The sequence below is a fragment of the Pseudomonas botevensis genome, from assembly GCF_019145475.1.
GTDB lineage: Bacteria > Pseudomonadota > Gammaproteobacteria > Pseudomonadales > Pseudomonadaceae > Aquipseudomonas > Aquipseudomonas botevensis.
Genome location: NZ_JAHTKI010000003.1, coordinates 81382 through 99924 on the forward strand (window position 1 = coordinate 81382; position 18543 = coordinate 99924).

The 18543-nt window shown below is 61.4% G+C and carries 15 protein-coding genes; 8 read left to right on the plus strand and 7 right to left on the minus strand.

Features of this window, described 5'->3' with window-relative positions; genetic code table 11:
* The first annotated feature begins 169 nt into the window (after positions 1–169).
* Positions 170–427, plus strand: coding sequence for a PA4570 family protein (locus tag KVQ74_RS05920; protein WP_217830061.1), 258 nt, complete (start codon positions 170–172; stop codon positions 425–427).
* A gap of 73 nt (positions 428–500) precedes the next feature.
* Here the strand turns inward: KVQ74_RS05920 and KVQ74_RS05925 are convergent, their stop codons facing one another.
* The 3 genes from KVQ74_RS05925 to KVQ74_RS05935 all read right to left on the minus strand — a co-directional run bounded on the left by KVQ74_RS05925 (position 501) and on the right by KVQ74_RS05935 (position 2168).
* A complete protein-coding gene (locus KVQ74_RS05925; protein ID WP_217830062.1) occupies positions 501–1118 on the minus strand; it encodes an FKBP-type peptidyl-prolyl cis-trans isomerase in 618 nt (205 codons plus the stop codon).
* A gap of 123 nt (positions 1119–1241) precedes the next feature.
* Positions 1242–1547 carry a DUF6482 family protein gene (locus tag KVQ74_RS05930; RefSeq protein ID WP_217830063.1) on the minus strand — a complete coding sequence of 102 codons (306 nt, stop codon included), beginning with the start codon at positions 1545–1547 and terminating at the stop codon, positions 1242–1244.
* 132 nt (positions 1548–1679) lie between these two features.
* Positions 1680–2168: a TIGR00645 family protein gene (locus KVQ74_RS05935; RefSeq protein WP_217830064.1), complete on the minus strand. Its 489-nt coding sequence runs from the start codon at positions 2166–2168 to the stop codon at positions 1680–1682.
* Positions 2169–2328: 160 nt separating this feature from the next.
* Here KVQ74_RS05935 and KVQ74_RS05940 point away from each other — a divergent pair, with 160 nt between their 5' ends.
* Complete coding sequence (locus KVQ74_RS05940; RefSeq protein WP_217830065.1) at positions 2329–4158, plus strand: hypothetical protein; 1830 nt, start codon at positions 2329–2331, stop codon at positions 4156–4158.
* Between the two features lie 6 nt (positions 4159–4164).
* Here KVQ74_RS05940 and KVQ74_RS05945 read toward each other — a convergent pair whose 3' ends face one another.
* A complete protein-coding gene (locus KVQ74_RS05945; protein ID WP_217830066.1) occupies positions 4165–4485 on the minus strand; it encodes a PA4575 family protein in 321 nt (106 codons plus the stop codon).
* On the opposite strand from KVQ74_RS05945, the gene KVQ74_RS05950 reads away from it, so the two are divergent.
* The gene (locus KVQ74_RS05950; RefSeq protein ID WP_217830067.1) at positions 4484–4729 is read left to right on the plus strand and encodes a hypothetical protein; all 246 of its coding nucleotides are present in this window, start codon (positions 4484–4486) and stop codon (positions 4727–4729) included. The genes KVQ74_RS05945 and KVQ74_RS05950 overlap by 2 nt on opposite strands.
* Positions 4730–4795: 66 nt before the next feature.
* Here KVQ74_RS05950 and KVQ74_RS05955 read toward each other — a convergent pair whose 3' ends face one another.
* Positions 4796–7234 (minus strand): Lon protease family protein, encoded by a 2439-nt coding sequence (locus KVQ74_RS05955; protein ID WP_217830068.1) that lies wholly within the window; start codon positions 7232–7234, stop codon positions 4796–4798.
* Positions 7235–7555: 321 nt separating this feature from the next.
* On the opposite strand from KVQ74_RS05955, the gene KVQ74_RS05960 reads away from it, so the two are divergent.
* The 4 genes from KVQ74_RS05960 to KVQ74_RS05975 all read left to right on the plus strand — a co-directional run bounded on the left by KVQ74_RS05960 (position 7556) and on the right by KVQ74_RS05975 (position 11008).
* A complete protein-coding gene (locus KVQ74_RS05960; RefSeq protein WP_007950971.1) occupies positions 7556–8044 on the plus strand; it encodes a DUF3015 domain-containing protein in 489 nt (162 codons plus the stop codon).
* Between the two features lie 96 nt (positions 8045–8140).
* Positions 8141–9994, plus strand: coding sequence for an Lnb N-terminal periplasmic domain-containing protein (locus KVQ74_RS05965; protein ID WP_217830069.1), 1854 nt, complete (start codon positions 8141–8143; stop codon positions 9992–9994).
* A 92-nt stretch (positions 9995–10086) separates the two neighbouring features.
* Positions 10087–10443, plus strand: coding sequence for a hypothetical protein (locus KVQ74_RS05970; protein WP_217830070.1), 357 nt, complete (start codon positions 10087–10089; stop codon positions 10441–10443).
* Between the two features lie 70 nt (positions 10444–10513).
* The gene (locus tag KVQ74_RS05975) at positions 10514–11008 is read left to right on the plus strand and encodes a GreA/GreB family elongation factor (protein ID WP_217830071.1); all 495 of its coding nucleotides are present in this window, start codon (positions 10514–10516) and stop codon (positions 11006–11008) included.
* Here KVQ74_RS05975 and gdhA read toward each other — a convergent pair.
* Positions 11005–12342, minus strand: a complete 1338-nt coding sequence (gene gdhA / locus KVQ74_RS05980; protein ID WP_217830072.1) for an NADP-specific glutamate dehydrogenase — start codon at positions 12340–12342, stop codon at positions 11005–11007. The genes KVQ74_RS05975 and gdhA overlap by 4 nt on opposite strands.
* 284 nt (positions 12343–12626) lie before the next feature.
* Positions 12627–14291 (minus strand): energy-dependent translational throttle protein EttA, encoded by a 1665-nt coding sequence (gene ettA, locus KVQ74_RS05985; protein ID WP_217830073.1) that lies wholly within the window; start codon positions 14289–14291, stop codon positions 12627–12629.
* A 286-nt stretch (positions 14292–14577) separates the two neighbouring features.
* Here ettA and KVQ74_RS05990 point away from each other — a divergent pair, with 286 nt between their 5' ends.
* Positions 14578–18426, plus strand: a complete 3849-nt coding sequence (locus KVQ74_RS05990) for a sensor domain-containing protein (protein ID WP_217830074.1) — start codon at positions 14578–14580, stop codon at positions 18424–18426.
* Positions 18427–18543: the final 117 nt, after the last annotated feature.

Consider the following 18543-nt stretch of genomic DNA (forward strand, 5'->3'; position numbering starts at 1 on the left):
GCACCACTCCTGCCCTTCCCCCGCGACAAATCCGCGCACTAGCCAAACGCCAGCCGTTTTGACCCTACGCAATCTTTACCCGCAAAAAATCACAAACCGCCAATAGGCGCTTGCTATTTGACGAATAAGAATTATTCTCATTGAAACCCTTTCAATGGAGATGAGAACCATGACTTATTTGATCGACGCCTGGCTGGATCGCCCGCATCCGTATCTGCGAATCCTGCACCGGGAAACCGGGGAAGTCTGTGCCGTTCTGGAAGAAGAAGCGCTGCATGAGCTGCAGGATCAAGGCGATCTGGACGTCAGCGGCCTGAGTTCCAGCGAACCGGTGGTGCTCAAGGAGCTGGTGCGCAACCTGTTCCTGTTCTGCTATGCCCGGGCCTTGCGCCCGACCAGTGAGCTGCATCACAAGATCGAATTATGAGGAACGCCGCAGAACATGTGGGAGCGGCGGTGCGCCCCTCCCACATCAGCCTGTCACGGAGACAGGCCAGGTCTTACAGAACGTCGAGCAGTTCGACGTCGAACACCAGAACGCTGTGCGGCGGGATGCTGCCAACGCCTTGAGCGCCGTAAGCCAGTTCGCTCGGCACGTACAGACGCCATTTGCTGCCGGCATTCATCAGTTGCAGGGCTTCGGTCCAACCGGCGATCACGCCGCCAACCGGGAATTCTGCCGGCTGGCCACGCTCGTAGGAGCTGTCGAACACGGTGCCGTCGATCAGCGTGCCGTGGTAGTGAGTACGCACGTTGTCTTCACGGGTCGGCTTGGCGCCGTCGCCCTGGGTCAGCACTTCGAATTGCAGGCCGGAAGCCAGGGTGGTGATGCCGTCGCGCTTGCCGTTGTCGGCCAGGAACGCACGGCCTTCGCCGGCTGCAGCTTCAGCCTTGGCAGCGGCTTCGGCTTGCATGATCTCGCGGATCACTTTGAAGCTGGCGGACATTTCTTCCTGACCCACACGGCTTTCCTTGCCGGCGAAGGCGTCGGTCAGGCCAGCGAGGATGGCGTCCAGGCTGACACCCGGTGGCGGGTTGTCGCGCAGCTGGTCACCCAGCTGACGGCCGATGCCGTAGCTGACGCGGGTTTCGTCGGTGGACAGATTTACTTCGGACATGACACTGCTCCGCTGTGCGGACGGCCTCAGGACCTGCCGTGCGAGCACAGCGCGTCCCGGCGCGCCCGGAACCAAAAGGGCGAGCAGACTAGCACAGATGCCCCCATCGATGGGGCGCCTGACCTACAGGGCCGAGCGCCAGGCGAGCGGCATCTTCAGGCAGTCCTCGCCACTGGCCCCCAGGCCACACATCTCATCGTGAACCGAGGTGTGCACAAGGTTGAACGGCAACACCGGAAAGTTGTGCAAGATATCGCGGGCATGCTCCACCGAGCGCAGCATCAGCATCTTGCCGCTGGGATCACTCAGCGGGTACGCCGCCCCGTGCATCCGCGCTTCGAGCAGGTAGATCCCGCCTTCCATGGAGATCAGGTTCAGCTCATCGACCTTGCGGGCCATGGCAAACGCATTCAACTCTTGCAGGTTCATGAACGCACCTCGTGCGGGCGAATCAGGACGCCTACAGGGATATGCCTCGGCGCAACAAAGCACAAGCCATAAACGACACCGCCCGTCTGTTTCGCAACAGACGGGCGGTATATTGCAACGATCAGCGGCGGATCAGTGCTTGGTGAGCTTGTCCAGGTAACCCATGGCGAAGGCCGAAACCACGAAGGTCATGTGGATGATCACGTACCACATCAGGTGCTGGGGATCGACGTTCTTGGCGTCCATGAAGATCCGCAGCAGGTGGATCGAGGAGATCGCCACGATCGACGCCGCCACTTTCATTTTCAGCGACGAGGAGTCCATGGTGCCCAGCCAGCTGAGCTTCTCTTTGCCTTCGTCGATGTTCAGTTCCGAGACGAAGTTCTCGTAGCCGGAAATCATCACCATCACCAGCAGGCCACCCACCAGCGCCATGTCGATCAGCGACAGCAGCACCAGAATCAGTTCCGACTCGGCCATCGAGAACACGTTAGGAAGGATGTGGACGACTTCCTGGAAGAATTTCAGTGCCAGCGCCAGCAGCCCGAGGGACAGGCCGATATAGATCGGCGCCAGCAGCCAGCGCGTGGCGTACATTGCATTTTCGATAAAGCGTTCCATTGAATCTCACACAAAGGGGTGGAAATGGCGGCGAGTATACCAGCCGCCCATGACAGCCAGAATCCGCCCGGAAATCCGCCACCTGCGTGTGTGTATCAAGGTTTTTCTGCTAGTGTCCAAACCATTGACAGCCCAGCGACAGTGGACAGGACGACTGGAAATGGAAGTGCGATTGCCGTTGACGATGACCGGAACTTGCCTCGCCCTGTTGATTGCCGGCTGCTCCCCCGGCGACGAAAAGCACGTGCCCGGCCTTGAGGAAAAGACCGCGCAGTTCGAACAATCGCTCGACGCCATCACCGACCCGAAACTCAAGGACGCCGTGACCGAGCTCGGCGGCTCGTTGCTGTTGCTCGAACGCGCCCAACAGCGACTCGACAGCAAACCGGTGCACACCGAATACGGCGAGGACGCCCTCGGCATCCTCAAGCATTACCCTTCCCCGCAAGCGCTGGTCGATACCTTCATCAGTGGCCTGTTCGTGCTGCACAAGGATTCCAGCTCCGATTACCTCACCGATCTGCAACCGGTCTTCCCGTTCAACCTCAACGTGCCGGGCGGTTTTCTGTTCCCCCACGGCGTGGACTGGCAATCGGTGACCCTGAGCAATAAACGAGTGATCGCTTTCCAGCCGGAATGGTCGGAAACCGATCCGGGCATCCAGCTGAGTCCGTCCAGTTCCAACGTCACCAACCCTGATGATCTGACCGTGACCTATCCGTTCATCGACGGCCTGGATGTCGACAAGAAAAACCAGCCACAACCGGTGAGCCTGCAAGGCCAGGTCGAAGTCATCGCGCCGAAACGCCTGCACAGTTTTGACCTGGGCAAGCAGGACGTCGGCCAGACCCGCACCGATGGCAACCTCAGCGTCACCCTGCTGAAACTGGAAAAGAACTACGCCGAAGTCGAATTCAGCAACAGCCTGCCGCTGGCCCCGGAGGTCGCCAATACCCCACTCAACCCGCTGCTCGTCCAGGCCCGCGACACGTCCGGGCAATATCTGGTGCGCGCCGGCTCGATCAACGAAAGCCCCGCACAGGTGGCGTTTTATCAGAAACAACTGACGCAGTTGCAACAACAAAAGGCCTGGAGCGACAGCCTCGAGCAACAACTGGATGTCGACCAGCGCACCTTTGAACAACAACACCCGCGCCGCTACAACAAGGTGTACTTCAAAGGCTCGATCGACAAACTTGAAGTCACCGTACTGGACTTCTCGCAAGCCACGACAACCCGCAAGACCCTCGACCTGCCAGTGCGCGAATTCGACTCGCACACCACGGCCAAAACCGTGCAACCGCTGGACCTGCCGGTGACGGTCTACGACGACCAGGCGGCGAACTGGCTCAAGGGCGCGAGCCTGACCGAGGAGCAACTGAAGGCCAGCGTGCATATCCGCCAGTCCGTGGACGAGCCGAGCGCCGCGCGTATCGAGTTCGGTCACCGCAAGACCTTCAACGATGAATTGCTCGGCGACGACTTCAGCCCCGGCGAAAGCCCGGTGACCTTTTTCACCGAAAAAAGCAGTGGCAAACGGGATGAACCGATCGAGCTGCCAGCGGAGGCCTATCAGGTCGACCTGCTGCAGTCGGTCATCACCTACGACTTGAACCTGTTTCCGGAAACCCCGGCGATCGCCATCGGTTCGATGCCGCTGTTTCTGGCCACCGTCGCCAAACAGAGCCACGACGCCAGATCCCTGCCCAAGGGTCTGGAGATTCGCAACAACGCATTGGTGGTGGATCAGAAGTTGTTCCCGGCCAATGAATGGCGGTTTTTCGTCAAGGACGACAGCGGCAACTATTTGAAGCAGATTCTTTCGGTCAGCCACGACGCCGGCGCAGAAGGCCCGGCATTGTTCGGCGTACATTATTTCTATGGCCGTCCGACACAGGTGGAAACCTATCAGCGAACCGACCTCGCCACCGTGCAGTACGGCTTCGAGGTCAAACTCGACAAGGCCCCCCAATCAGGCACGGCGCCCTGAAGCGGGTTAGCTGTTAAGACTGCGCCCGCGCCCACCGTTGATCTGCCGAAGCTGGGCTTGCAGGTGCAGGCTCCAGATCTGCGGATCGTTTGCCAGCTCATAGCCGTGCATCGTCAGGCTTTCCACGATGGTGTCGAGGATCGACTCGGCGGCGATCGGTCCATGAAACGGGCCTTGGGCCTTGATGGCGGAGGGTTGTTCACCGGCCATGCCGGCGGCGAAGAGCAGCGTCCACATGCCGTTGTCGCCAGCCAGAGGCTTGATGGCGCATTCGATACGGGTCACAAGACCCAGGCACTGACGGGTGAGGCAGAGGTTGCGCGACATGGCGGCGACCCTCGGTGAAGCCGGTATTCAGCCCACACGGGAAGGCTGTTTCGATCCTGTGATGCTTAATGTCCTTGAGCTGAGAATAGAAGAAAAGTTCAGCACGCCAACCGAACGAGACCAGAATGCGCCGAATGGTCATAGTGTGAATATTGGCGCCAGAGTGATGGCACTTTCGCCGACGTTGGCCGCAAAACCCAATGGGAGCGGGCTTGTTCGCGAAGGTGGTGTGTCAGTCAAATGAATGCTGAAACACGACGCCTTCGCGAGCAATCCCGCTCCCATAAGGTCCGGCCCTACGTGATCAGGCTCACGCCGGTTTGGCTTCCGCCAGCGCCTCCTGCGCCAGCTCCTTCTCGGCTTCTTTCAGATCGTCTTCGCTGATCATCTCGGCAATCACCCGCAGGCGCTCCACCACCCGGGCGTTGACGCTGCCCTCGGGGAATTCGCCCTCGGCGTTCGGCTCACCGGCAGGTTCGCCCACCAGCAGGCTCAGCGCCTCGTCGGCCTGGCGCACGGCGTAGACGTGGAACTGCCCGGCACGCACCGCCGCCAGCACCTTCTCGTCAAGCATCAGCGTGGCAACGTTGGCCTGCGGAATGATCGCGCCTTGCTCGCCGGTCAGCCCGCGTGCTTCGCAGAGGCGGAAGAAGCCTTCGATCTTCTCGTTGACCCCGCCCACCGCCTGCACTTCGCCAAACTGGTTGATCGAACCGGTGATCGCAAAGCACTGCTTGAGCGGGGTTTTCGACAGTGCCGAAATCAACGTACAGGCCTCGCCCAGCGAAGCGCTGTCGCCGTCGACATACCCGTAGGACTGCTCGAGCGCGATACTCGCGGAAATCGCCAGCGGGAATTCCTGGGCGTAACGGCTGCCCAGATATCCGGTGAGAATCATCACACCCTTGGAGTGAATCGGCTGACCGAGATTGACCTCGCGCTCGATGTCGACGATGCCGCTGCCGCCGGGGTAGACCGTAGCGGAAATCCGCGCCGGCACGCCGAACGCCGAATCGCCGACTTCAAGCACGGTCAGGCCGTTGCACTTGCCGACCGCCGCGCCATCAGTGTCGATCAGAATGATCCCGGCGAGCATGTCGTCGAGAATCCGTGCCGACACGCGCCCGGTCCGGGTCGCCTTGGCCTTCAGCGCACGCTCGATGTGGCCGGCGTCGGTCATCTCGTCGTTCGCCAGGTGACGGATGAAATCCGCCTCGCTGACCAACTGGAACAGATCACCGATGCGCGCCGACAAGCGCCCCTGATGTTCGGCCAGCCGCGCGCTGTAAGTCGCCAGGCGCGCCACCGCATCGGCGGTCAGCGGTGCCATGCCTTCTTCCGAAGTGCGGGTCTTCAGCAACTGGGCAAACTGCTCCAGGCTCTCGTCGACCATCGGGATGTCTTCATCGAAGTCGACCAGGACGCGGAACATCTCCTGGAAGTCCGGATCGAGGTCTTGCAGCGTGTAATACAACTGCCGCGCACCGATGATGATCACTTTGACCTGCAACGGAATGTGCTGCGGGGTCAGGGTCACCGTGGCAAAACGGCCCATTTCGCCCAGCGGCGATTCCATTTTCAGCTTGCGCGATTGCAGGGCGCGTTTCAGCGCATCCCACACGAACGGCTCGCCGAGCATTTTTTCCGCTTCAAGGATCAGGAATCCACCGTTGGCCCGGTGCAACGCACCCGGACGCAACTGGCGATACGTGGTGTAGAGCGCGCCCTGATCGGTGGTGTACTCGATGCGCCCGAACAGGTTTTCGTAGGTCGGATGTGGCTCGAACACCACCGGCGCACCGCCGCTGGCCGGATGACCGACCACCAGGCTCGGGGCGTATTGCTCTTCCAGCATCTTGCGCGCGACAGCGTCGGTCTTGCTGTCGTCCACCAGTTGCTCGACCACGGTTTTCAGCAGGTACACCTGCATCGCTTGCAGGTAACCGCAAACGGCAGCGTTTTCCGCGTACTTTTCCGACAGCGGCGCGAGCAGCGGCTGCAAGGCCAGGGTGATGGTTTCTTCGTTGAGCTGGCGCAGCTGGTTGCTCGACTCACGCTTCCACTGCGGCAGGCTGGCGAGTTCTTCGTTGAGGCGCTCCTCGAGGTTGGAAATGTCCTCGTGGAAACGCTCGCGCTCGGCTTCCGGCAACTGGGCAAATTCGGCTTCGTCCAGCGCCTTGCCTTCGAGCATCGGGGTGAAGGCGATGTTGCTGCTGTCGCGATACAGGGCGACGTCCTTTTCCAGCGCCAGACGCTCGATCACGTCCAGAGCCTTGTCGTAGCGCTGGTTGAAGGCGCGGTCGATGGCGCTTTTCTTCTGCTGGTAGGACGGATGTTCGAAAACCGCCGGGAACGTCGCCAGCAGGTTGTCGATCAGGCTGTTGATATCACCGATGAACGCTGCGGCGGTGCCGGATGGCAATTCCAGCGCGCGGGGTTCGCGCGGCTCATCGAAGTTGTTGACGTAGACCCAGTCCGCCGGGGTCTGCAGGCGCTTGCCTTCGGCCTTCAGGTAACGTTTGACGAACGAGAAGCGGCCGGTGCCCGGCTCGCCCATGACAAACACGTTGTAACCGGGGCGTGGCATGGCCACACCGAACTGCAACGCTTCAACCGCGCGTTCCTGGCCAAGCACACCGCGAAAGGGCTCCAGATCATTGGTGGTAGTGAAGCTGAACTGTTCAGCGGAAAACGGACGGGTCAGCGCTTCGGGCGCTAGACGCAAGCTGGCAGCAACAGGATCAGGCATCGGGCTTCCTTAACAATCAGGCGGGGCAGATAGCGGCATTCTGGCGCTGCCCGTGCCCCACTGGCAAGGCGCGCCACATGACAAAGCATAGACAAGCGCCCCATCCCACGGCGCGTCCCTTGAAACCGGGGTTTTCAACGAATATTGAGCAAAAAGTCACGGAACCACGGGAACGTGCCTAAACTCCAAACCGTGCGGCTGGAACTAATACCGGCCCACTGGCACCACAGGTCTGTACGAAACCTCGCCATGCGGCGGGTTTCGGTAGAGAGCAGGAGCCAGAACCCTGTCCATTGGTATGCACACAAAGAGAACAAAGCTATGAAACGGATTCTTCTCGGTACTCTCTTCACCGCTGTATCCATCAACGCCATGGCCCAGGCGCCAGGCGGTCCCGATTGCGGTTGGGGCAACATGCTGTTCGAAGGTCAGCGTGGCACCCCGGCCCACTTCCTGGCATCCACCACCAACGGCACTTCCGGTAACGCGACTTTCGGTATGACTTCCGGGACCAACGGTTGCTCCACCAACGCGTCGCTGACCTATGGCGGCAAATCCTGGTTCGCCATGAATGGCATGATGAACGAGCTGTCCGAAGACATGGCAAAAGGCAACGGCGAAGCGCTGACGACCTATGCCGTGGTACTGGGCGTGGCGCCGGAAGACCGCGCGCACTTCGCCGCCGTCACTCACGAGCACTTCCAGCAGATCTTCAGCAAGGCTGACGTGACTGCCGAAGACGTGCATACCAACACCCTGGCCGTTCTGAAAGCAGACCCTCGTCTGGCCAAGTACGCAACGCAGGCTTAAGCTCGACCCGGCCCGCTTCTTTCGGGAAGCGGGTCTTTGTTTTTTGGACCTGCCCGCTTTGGGTCTTTTGTTTCTTTTCGACTTAAGTTGCCACCTATGCTCAAACGCCTTGCCTGGCTGGCGCTCTGTGTCTGCGCCCCGCTGTCCGCCGCGCCCCACATCGACCCTCAACGTTTGCAGCAACTGACCAACGACCGCTTCTGGATCTCCCTCGGCCATTACGAAACCGCCAAGCTCGGTGGCTGGCGCAGCTATGTCAGCGACAAGAAATTCTTCCTCGCCGCCGACGGCAATGAACACCCAGATCATGAGCTGGCCGCCACCGTGCAAGCGCTGTACGCCCCGGCCAGTGCCGGCGAGCAACACGCGCAATGCGTCTACCCAGCGCGCACCCGCTGGCTCAAAGCGCAGCTCAATCTCACCGACCTGCCGACGCCGGACTGCGCCGAGTTCAACAAATGGTTCAAGGATGTTTCGCCGCACAGTGCGGTGATGATCTTCCCGGCGGCCTACCTCAACAGCCCGTCGTCGATGTTCGGCCATACGCTGTTGCGCATCGACCAGGCTGACGTGCAGAGCGACAAGACTTCGCTGCTCAGTTACGCGATCAACTTCGGCGCCTACATCGAAGGCTCGGACAACAGCATTCTGTACGCCTGGAAAGGCTTGATGGGCGGCTATCCGGGGCTGTTCGCACTGGTGCCCTATCAGGAAAAACTCTCGGAATACCGCAGCCTGGAAAACCGTGACCTGTGGGAATACCGGTTGAACCTGACCCAGGAAGAAACCGCACGCATGGTCGAGCATGTGTGGGAGTTGAAACAGATCCAGTTCGACTATTTCTTCTTCGACGAAAACTGCTCCTACCGTCTGCTCGAACTGCTGCAAGTGGCCCGCCCGAGCCTGCGCCTGACCGAACAATTCCCGCTGACCGCCATCCCCACCGACACGGTCAAGGCCGTGAAGGAAGCCGGACTGGTGGAGCACATCGAATACCGCCCTTCCCGCGAGCGTGAATTGCTGGCCCGCGCCGAACCGTTGAGCGGCGAGGAACAGGACTGGGTGCTGAAAGTCAGTGCCGACCAACAGCAATTGCAGGACCCGACATTTACCGCCCTGCCCCGCGATCGCCAGGCGTTGATCATCGACGCGGCGTATCGCCTGGAACGCTACCGCGCCAATGGCCAGGAACGGGACCCGCAACGGGCGCAACGCAGTTTCGAACTGCTGCGGGCGATCAACAAGAACCCGGCACCGGAGCTGGATATCCCGCAACCGGGCCTGCCCGAAGACGGTCACGAATCGCGGACCTGGCAGGCCGGCCTCGGCACACGGGGCGATCGTGCGTTCGGCGAGTACGGCTTGCGCATGGCGTATCACGACCTGAACGACAACGCCGAGAGCTTCCCCCTCGGCGCGCAGATCGAAATCCTCCAGATGAAGCTGCGCCAGTACGAAGGCAACCAATGGCAATTCCAGCAACTGGATCTGGCGACCATCCGCTCGCTGACCCCGCGCAATGCGCTGCTGCAACCGCTGTCGTGGCAAGTCACCGGCGGCCTGGAGCGGGTGCCGGGCAAGCATGACGATGAGAACCTGGTCAGCCACGTCAACGGCGGCGGCGGTGGCACCTGGCAGTTGGGCGACGACGTGCTCGGCTTTGCCCTCGGCACCGTGCGTGTCGAGCACAACAACGATTTCGCCGGGTTCATCGCCCCCGCCGCCGGGTTCAACAGCGGCGTGCTGTGGAAAAACCCGCTGGGCAATCTCAGCGTGGAAGCCAAGGGCGATTACTTCACCAATGGCGAAGTGCGCCGCAGCCTGAGCCTGAACCAGCAGTGGGAACTGTCGCGCAACCTTGGCCTGCGCCTGACGGCACAACGCGAGTTCAGCCACCTGGCGACGCCGGAGACGGAAGTGATGCTGGAAGTGAAGTGGTATCACTACTGACCCAACGAATTACTCACACGTCTTTCACGCACGCCCGACGAATCCGCTTCTAGACTTTGCGTATCAGCCGTGAAACGGCTCGGGAGAGTGCGATGTGGCGGTACGCGGGTTTGTTGGGCGCTTTGTTGTTGCTGGGCGGATGCCAGTCCACCCACGAGGATCTGATCGCCCGGGGTTATCCACCGGCCTTCGCCGATGGTTTCGATGACGGATGCATCAGTGGTCGGCAGGCCGCCGGCTCGATCAGCGGCGAGTTTCGCAAGAACGTGCCGCGCTATCTCAAGGACAAGCAATACGCCGAGGGCTGGACGGACGGTTTCCGCCAGTGCCAGGCGATGCTGGAAAACAAGGATCGCGAAGACTATCGCAACGAACACTGGGACCAGCGCGAGCGTGCCTGGCAGCAACAGAAGGATCAGGACGCCGGGCGGGCTTATCGCTCGCAATAGTCGCTTCCAGACATTCAGTGAAACCAAATGCCTGCGAGCATGGCCCAACGTTCATCAACGGGAGGCCACCATGAGCCGCGCTTTCGTCAACGAGGACAACGCCGCCGCGCAAGCCGATCAGCCGGTCGAACGGCAGGTCAGCGCGCAGCCCAATTACGTCACGCCGCAAGGGTTGGCGCAGTTGCAGGCCAGGGTCGCCGAGCTGCAAGCCCTGCATGCCGAACAGTCGGCCATGGGCGAGCAGGCTGACAAACAGCGCCTGGCCGATCTCGAACGGGATCTGCGCTATTTCAATCATCGGGTCGGCAGCGCCCAGGTGGTGCCCGCCGCCACGTCCAGCGACAAGGTGCAGATCGGCAGTTGGGTGGTCTACGCCGACGAACACAACACTGAACGCCGCGTGCAACTGGTCGGCGAAGATCAGGCCGACGCCGCCCGTGGACTGATCAACTGGGGGTCACCGCTGGGACGCGCGCTGCTCGGCGCGCGTCTCAACGACGAAGTGCTGTGGCAGCGCCCGGCCGGCGATCAGATGATTGAAGTGATTCGCATCGAGGCGTCTTAAACCACACCCTGAGCGAGCATTGCATCGGCGACCTTGACGAAGCCGGCAATGTTCGCGCCCTTGACGTAGTTGACCCGCCCGTTCTCCTGACCGTAATGCACGCAAGCGTGGTGGATCGACTGCATGATCGCGTGCAGCTTGCTGTCCACCTCACCCGCCGTCCACAGCAGGCGCATGGCGTTCTGCGACATCTCCAGACCGCTCACCGCCACGCCGCCCGCGTTGGATGCCTTGCCCGGCGCAAACAGGATTCCAGCCTCGATAAAGATATCCACAGCCTCCAGCGTGGTCGGCATATTCGCGCCTTCTGCCACGCACACGCAGCCGTTTTTCAGCAGTGTGCGGGCGGATTCGGCGTCGAGTTCGTTCTGGGTCGCGCATGGCAGCGCGATGTCACACGGCAGCGACCACGGGAGCTGACCGGCGCGAAACTCCAGGCCGAACGTCGCGGCCAGTTCGCGGATCCGTCCGCGCTTGACGTTTTTCAGCTCCAGCAGTGCCAGCCACTGTTCTTCGCTCAGGCCGGCCTCGCACAACAGCGTTCCTTCGGAGTCGGACAACGAAATCACTTTGCCACCCAGGTCCATGACTTTGCGCGCCGCATATTGGGCAACGTTGCCGGAACCGGAGATCACCACACGCTTGCCTTCGACGGCCTGCCCGCTGCGCTTGAGCATTTCCTCGGCGAAGTACACGCAACCGAAACCGGTGGCCTCCGGGCGAATCAAACTGCCGCCGTAAGTCATGCCCTTGCCGGTCAGGACGCTGGTGAACTGGTTGCTCAGGCGTTTGTACTGGCCGAACAGGAAACCGATCTCCCGCGCGCCCACCCCGATATCCCCGGCCGGCACATCCACATCGGCGCCGATGTGGCGGTACAGCTCGCTCATGAAGGCCTGACAGAAGCGCATGACTTCGGCGTCGCTCTTGCCCTTCGGATCGAAGTCCGAACCGCCCTTGCCGCCGCCCATGGGCAGCGAGGTCAGGGAGTTCTTGAAAGTCTGCTCGAAGGCGAGAAATTTCAGCACGCCCAGATTCACCGAAGGATGGAAGCGCAGGCCGCCCTTGTAGGGGCCGATGGCGCTGTTCATCTGGATGCGGAAACCGCGATTGACCTGAACCTTGCCCTGATCGTCGACCCACGACACGCGGAACACCACCGCCCGCTCCGGCTCACAGAGGCGCTCCAGAATCCCCGAGGTCAGGTAGTGCGGATTGGCTTCGAGAAACGGCCACAGGCTGCGCAGGACCTCTTCGACGGCCTGGTGGAATTCGGGTTGATCCGGGTCGCGTTTTTTCAGTCGGGCAAGGAAGGATTCGACGGATTCGATCATGGGAAAGTCTCGGCAAAGTTATTGTCGTTGGAAGAGATTGAGCCGGACTGTAACAAACGAAACGCGCACCGGAACAGCGCAAAATGTCGCAGTTCTGAAATTAAATGGTGCACTGGATATAAATAAACGTGGTTTTCGACCGGTTTTGCACCTGAATGGTGAGCGCGGAACCAGACCTTGCACCAACTGTTGCTCGCGAAGGATCCACCAGCGACTCGCTGAAAAACACCCGGCAAAAAAAACGGAGCCCGAAGGCTCCGTTCTTTCATGCAACCAACCTGTGATCAGGCCAGTTTCTTGTGGCGTACCCGGTGTGGCTGGGCCGCTGCTTCGCCGAGGCGCTTCTTGCGGTCGGCTTCGTACTCGGTGTAGTTGCCTTCGAAGAACACCGCTTTGGAGTCGTCTTCGTACGCCAGGATGTGGGTCGCGACGCGGTCAAGGAACCACCGGTCGTGGGAGATCACAATGGCGGCGCCCGGGAAGTCCAGCAGGGCTTCTTCCAGGGAACGCAGGGTTTCAACGTCGAGGTCGTTGGACGGTTCGTCGAGCAGCAGGACGTTGCCGCCCTCCTTCAGGGTCAGCGCCAGGTGCAGACGACCGCGCTCACCACCGGACAGGTCCTTGACGAACTTCTGCTGATCGCCGCCCTTGAAGTTGAAGCGACCGACGTAGGTCCGCGACGGAATCTCGTAGCTGCCAATGCGGATCTGGTCGGAACCGTCGGAGATCTGCTGGAACACGGTCTTGCTGCCGTCGAGGTCTTCGCGGCTCTGATCGACGCAAGCCAGCTGTACGGTTTCGCCGATTTCGATGCTGCCCGAATCCGGGGTTTCCTTGCCCATCAGCATGCGGAACAGCGTCGATTTACCGGCACCGTTACCGCCGATCACGCCAACGATGGCGCCCTTCGGCATGGAGAACGACAGGTCGTCGATCAGTACGCGATCGCCGTAGCCCTTGGTGACGTTCTTGAATTCGATGACCTTGTCGCCCAGGCGCGGACCGGCCGGGATGTAGATCTCGTTGGTCTCGCTGCGCTTCTGGAATTCCTGCGATTGCATTTCTTCGAAGCGGGCCAGACGGGCCTTGGATTTCGACTGGCGGGCCTTGGCGCCTTTGCGCACCCACTCCAGTTCTTCCTTCATGGCTTTTTCGTGAGCCGACTGCTGCTTGGATTCCTGGGCCAGACGATCGGACTTGGCTTCCAGCCAACCCGAGTAGTTGCCCTCGTAAGGAATGCCTGCGCCACGGTCGAGTTCCAGAATCCAGCCGGCGACGTTGTCCAGGAAGTAACGGTCGTGCGTGATCGCTACCACAGTGCCCGGGAAGTCGTGCAGGAAGTGTTCGAGCCACGCAACGGAGTCGGCGTCCAGGTGGTTGGTCGGTTCGTCGAGCAGCAGCATGTCCGGCGCGGACAGCAGCAGGCGGCACAGGGCCACACGACGTTTTTCACCACCGGACAGGTGTTCGACCTTCGCGTCCCAGGCAGGCAGACGCAGCGCATCGGCGGCGACTTCCAGCTGGCGCTCCAGGTTGTGACCGTCGCTGGCCTGCAGGATCGCTTCGAGCTTGGCCTGTTCGGCGGCCAGTTTATCGAAGTCGGCATCCGGATCGGCGTAAGCGGCGTAAACCTCGTCCAGGCGTGCCTGGGCGTCCTTGATCACGCTGACCGCTTCCTCGACCACTTCACGCACGGTCTTGGTCGGATCCAGCTGCGGCTCTTGCGGCAGATAACCGATGTTCAGCTCCGGCATCGGACGGGCTTCGCCTTCGAACTCGGTGTCGACGCCGGCCATGATTTTCAGCAGCGTGGACTTACCCGAACCGTTGAGGCCGAGAACGCCGATCTTGGCGCCGGGGAAGAAGGACAGCGAAATGTTTTTCAGGATTTCCCGCTTCGGCGGAACAACTTTGCCCAGCCGATGCATGGTGAAGACGTATTGAGCCATGGAGAACCTTGGGTCAGTGACTGATGAATGATTGGAGCGCAGGCGATGCCTGGCCAGACCATGCGCGCCGTTCAGTTGAGGGTGATCAATGCGTGCGCGCGGAAAAAAGTCTGAGTCTAGGAGCTGGAACGCTCCCGCGTAACCGGCAAAGCTACCTGAATGACCAGTGGCAGTCCAGCCGAACGGGGCTGGCACTTAGCCACGACTCAAGGCATGCTAGCCGCCCTTTGGGCGTCCGGCTTATAGTGCGCGTCGCGCCAGTCCAGCCAAAACGCAGGATTACAGCTTGTCCAACGTCACTCCGCCAGCCTCTGTGAGCAGCACCCTACCGGCGCCCGGCTCGCCCCTGCGCGGGACATTGAAGGGCGCGCTGGCAACTCTGGTGCTTTTGCTGCTGGCCTTGCTGTTCTGGCAACTGCTCGATCAACTGCGCGAAACCCAGACCAACCAGCGCCAGTACACCATCGATTACACCGCCGATCTCGCCTCCCAGGTCAGCCTGAACATGGCGTTGAACGCGCAAATCGCGCTCAATCTGCTACCGATCGTCGAACAACCGCAGTCAGCCGACGAACAGCAGGCGTTGCTGCGCAAGTTGCAGCAATCGCTGCCCGACCTGCTCAGCGTGGCGCTGCTCAGCCCGTCCGGAAAAGTCCTCAGCGACAGCGCCGCCGACAGCAACGACGCCGATTACCTGGGCGAACTGGTGCGCCGCAGTCGCGCCCAGGCTCACTACTTCAGCAACGCCGACGATGGCTCGGTGGTGCATCTGCTGCTGCATCAGGCCAGCGGCAGCACCCGCGGTTACTGGGCATTGCGTCTGACCCCGACCTTTTTCGATGCGCTGGTCAAACAGGCCGATACCGGCATCCGCCCGCTGTGGCTGGTGGAAAACCGCATCAATCATCAGATCATCAGCCGCGACGAAGCCCTGCCTTCGACCAAGACCAGCACCCTGAGCCCGGACGATCTGGCCAACAGCGTGCTGACCGTGCCGCTGAGCAGCAGCGACTGGCAGTTGCGCGGGCTGTTCGACCGCCAGCGGGTGCTTGAGCAACTGCTGCCGGCCTTCATCGGCAAATGCCTGCTGGGCCTGGCGTTCTCGCTGCTGCCGTTCATCGCCCTGCTCAACATGCGCCGCCGCCAACGCCAGTTGCATGAAGGACGGCGCCGCTATCAGGACATCTTCGACGGCACCGGCGTGGCCTTGTGCGTGCTGGATCTGTCGGGACTGCAGCAAGCGTTCGAACGGGCGAATCTGCAGACCAGCGACCAGTTGAAGGCCTGGCTCGATCAGCCACAACAGCGCCAGCAATTGTTGCAGGAGTTGCGCGTCACCGAGGTCAACCAGGTCGCGCTGCAACTGCTCAACGTCAATTCCAGCGACCACGCCTGGCAACTGTTGATCGACGGCCAGCCGCACAGCCAATGCGCCATCGGCAATCAAGTGCTCGACGCCGTGCTCCAGCAGCAGAAACAACTGGAACTGGAAATCAAGCTGCCGGACATCAACGGCCGTGACCAGCATCTGTGGCTGGTGCTGCGCCTGCCCCGGGAGCGCCACGACTTCAAAGCGGTGATCCTGAGCATCAACGACATCACCAGCCGCAAGCTGATCGAACTGTCACTACTCGAGCGCGAAGGATTCTGGTCGGACGTAGTGCGCACCGTGCCGGATCATCTGTATGTGCAGGACGTGATCAGCCAGCGGATGATTTTCAGCAACCACCATCTCGGCCAGACCCTCGGTTACAACCGCACCGAACTGCATCAGATGGGCGAGTATTTCTGGGAAATCCTCCTGCACCCGGAAGACGCCGACTATTACCACCGCTCACGCCAGATGCAGCGTCACGCCGGCTACAGCCAGTTGCTGCAATGCCAACTGCGCTTCCGCCATCGCGACGGCAAATGGCGGCGCTTCGACATTCGCGAACAGGCGCTGGCCCGGGACAAGCACGATCAGGTCACGCGGATCATCGGCGTCGCCAAGGACATCACCGAACAGATCGAGGCCAGCGAATCCCTGCGCGACAGCGAGCAACGCTACCGGATGCTCGCCGAAAGCATCAGCGACGTGATTTTCTCCACCGACAGCAAGCTGTCGCTGAACTACGTCAGCCCGTCGGTGCAGGCGGTGCTCGGCTACGACGCCGAATGGATTTTCCAGAACGGCTGGCAGTCGACCATCGCCAACCCGCAGCAACTGAGCGGCATCTATCAACTGATGGACCGCGTCAGCAAGGCGCTGGCCAAACCCGAGCAACTGGCACTCCTGCGCAGTCAGGTGCAGACCCAGATGTTCCTGTTCGACTGCCTGCGCGCCGATGGCCGCAAGATTCCGATCGAACTGCGCCTGGTGCTGGTGTGGGACGAACACGGCGCCTTCGAAGGTGTGCTCGGCGTCGGTCGTGACATCAGCCAGCAGCGCCGTGCCGAGAAAGACCTGCGCATGGCCGCCACGGTATTCGAGCACTCGACGTCGGCGATCCTGATTACCGACCCGGCCGGTTACATTGTCCAGGCCAACGAGGCCTTCAGCCGCGTCAGCGGTTACGCGGTGGCCGAAGTCCTCGACCAGTTGCCCAACATGCTCACCGTCGACGAGCAGCAGGACGCGCACCTGCGCTACGTGCTCAAACAACTGCATCAACACAGTTCCTGGGAAGGCGAAGTCTGGCTCAAACGCCGTAACGGCGAGCATTACCCGGCGTGGGTCGGCATCACGGCGGTGCTCGACGACGAGGGCGACCTCGCCAGTTATGTGTGTTTCTTCAGCGACATCAGCGAGCGCAAGGCCAGCGAGCAGCGCATTCACCGCCTCGCCTACTACGACGCCCTGACCCACCTGCCGAACCGCACGCTGTTCCAGGATCGCCTGCACACCGCGCTGCAAGCGGCCGAGCGGCAGAAGTCGTGGGTGGTGCTGATGTTCCTCGACCTCGACCGGTTCAAGCCGATCAACGACTCCCTCGGCCACGCCGCCGGCGACCGCATGCTCAAGGACATGGCCACGCGGCTGCTGGCCTGCGTCGATGACGACGACACCGTGGCGCGGATGGGCGGCGATGAATTCACCCTGCTGCTGCAACACCGCTCCAGCCGTGAAATGGCGCTGAACCGCGCGATCCATGTGGCCGAGCAGATTCTTGCCAGCCTGGTGAAACCGTTTGTCCTCGAAGGCCGCGAGTTCTTCGTCACCGCCAGTATCGGCATCGCCCTGAGCCCGCAGGATGGCAACGAACTCAGCCAGTTGATGAAGAACGCCGACACGGCGATGTACCACGCCAAGGAACGCGGCAAGAACAACTTCCAGTTCTATCAGGCCGACATGAACGCCAGCGCCCTGGAGCGTCTGGAGCTGGAAAGCGACCTGCGCCATGCCCTGGAGCAGAACGAATTCGTGCTGTATTACCAGCCGCAGTTCAGCGGCGACGGTAAACGCCTGACCGGCGCCGAAGCCCTGTTGCGCTGGCGCCATCCGCGACGCGGGCTGGTGCCGCCGGGGGATTTCATTCCGGTGCTGGAAGAGCTCGGCCTGGTGGTGGACGTCGGCGACTGGGTGATCGGCGAGGCCTGCCGTCAGCTCAAGACCTGGCACCAGAACCGCGTGCGCGTGCCCAAGGTCTCGGTGAACATCTCCGCCCGGCAGTTCTCCGACGGCCAGCTCGGTACGCGGATCGCCACCATCCTCAGGGAAACCGGCCTGCCGCCGGCGTGCCTGGAGCTGGAGCTGACCGAAAGTATCCTGATGCGTGAAGTCAGCGAAGCGATGCAGATCCTCGCCGGCCTGAAAAACCTGGGCCTGAGCATCGCCGTCGACGACTTTGGCACCGGCTACTCGTCGCTGAACTACCTCAAGCAATTCCCGATCGACGTGCTGAAGATCGACCGCACGTTCGTCGACGGCCTGCCGTCCGGCGAGCAAGACGCGCAGATCGCCCGCGCGATCATCGCCATGGCCCACAGCCTCAATCTGGCGGTGATCGCCGAAGGCGTGGAAACCCATGAACAGCTGGACTTCCTGCGCGAGCATGGCTGCGATGAGGTTCAGGGGTATCTGTTCGGCCGGCCGATGCCGTCCGGGCGGTTCGAGGCGCAGTTCAGCAACGATGCGCTGTTCATGTTCGACTGACGTCTTGCGGCGCGACTGAAGACGCCTTCGCGGGCACGCCCGCACACATCGGAATGCATTGTCTTGGTGGGGCTTGCTGGCGAAAGGGTCGGCGCAAACGCCGCATATCCGCGCATG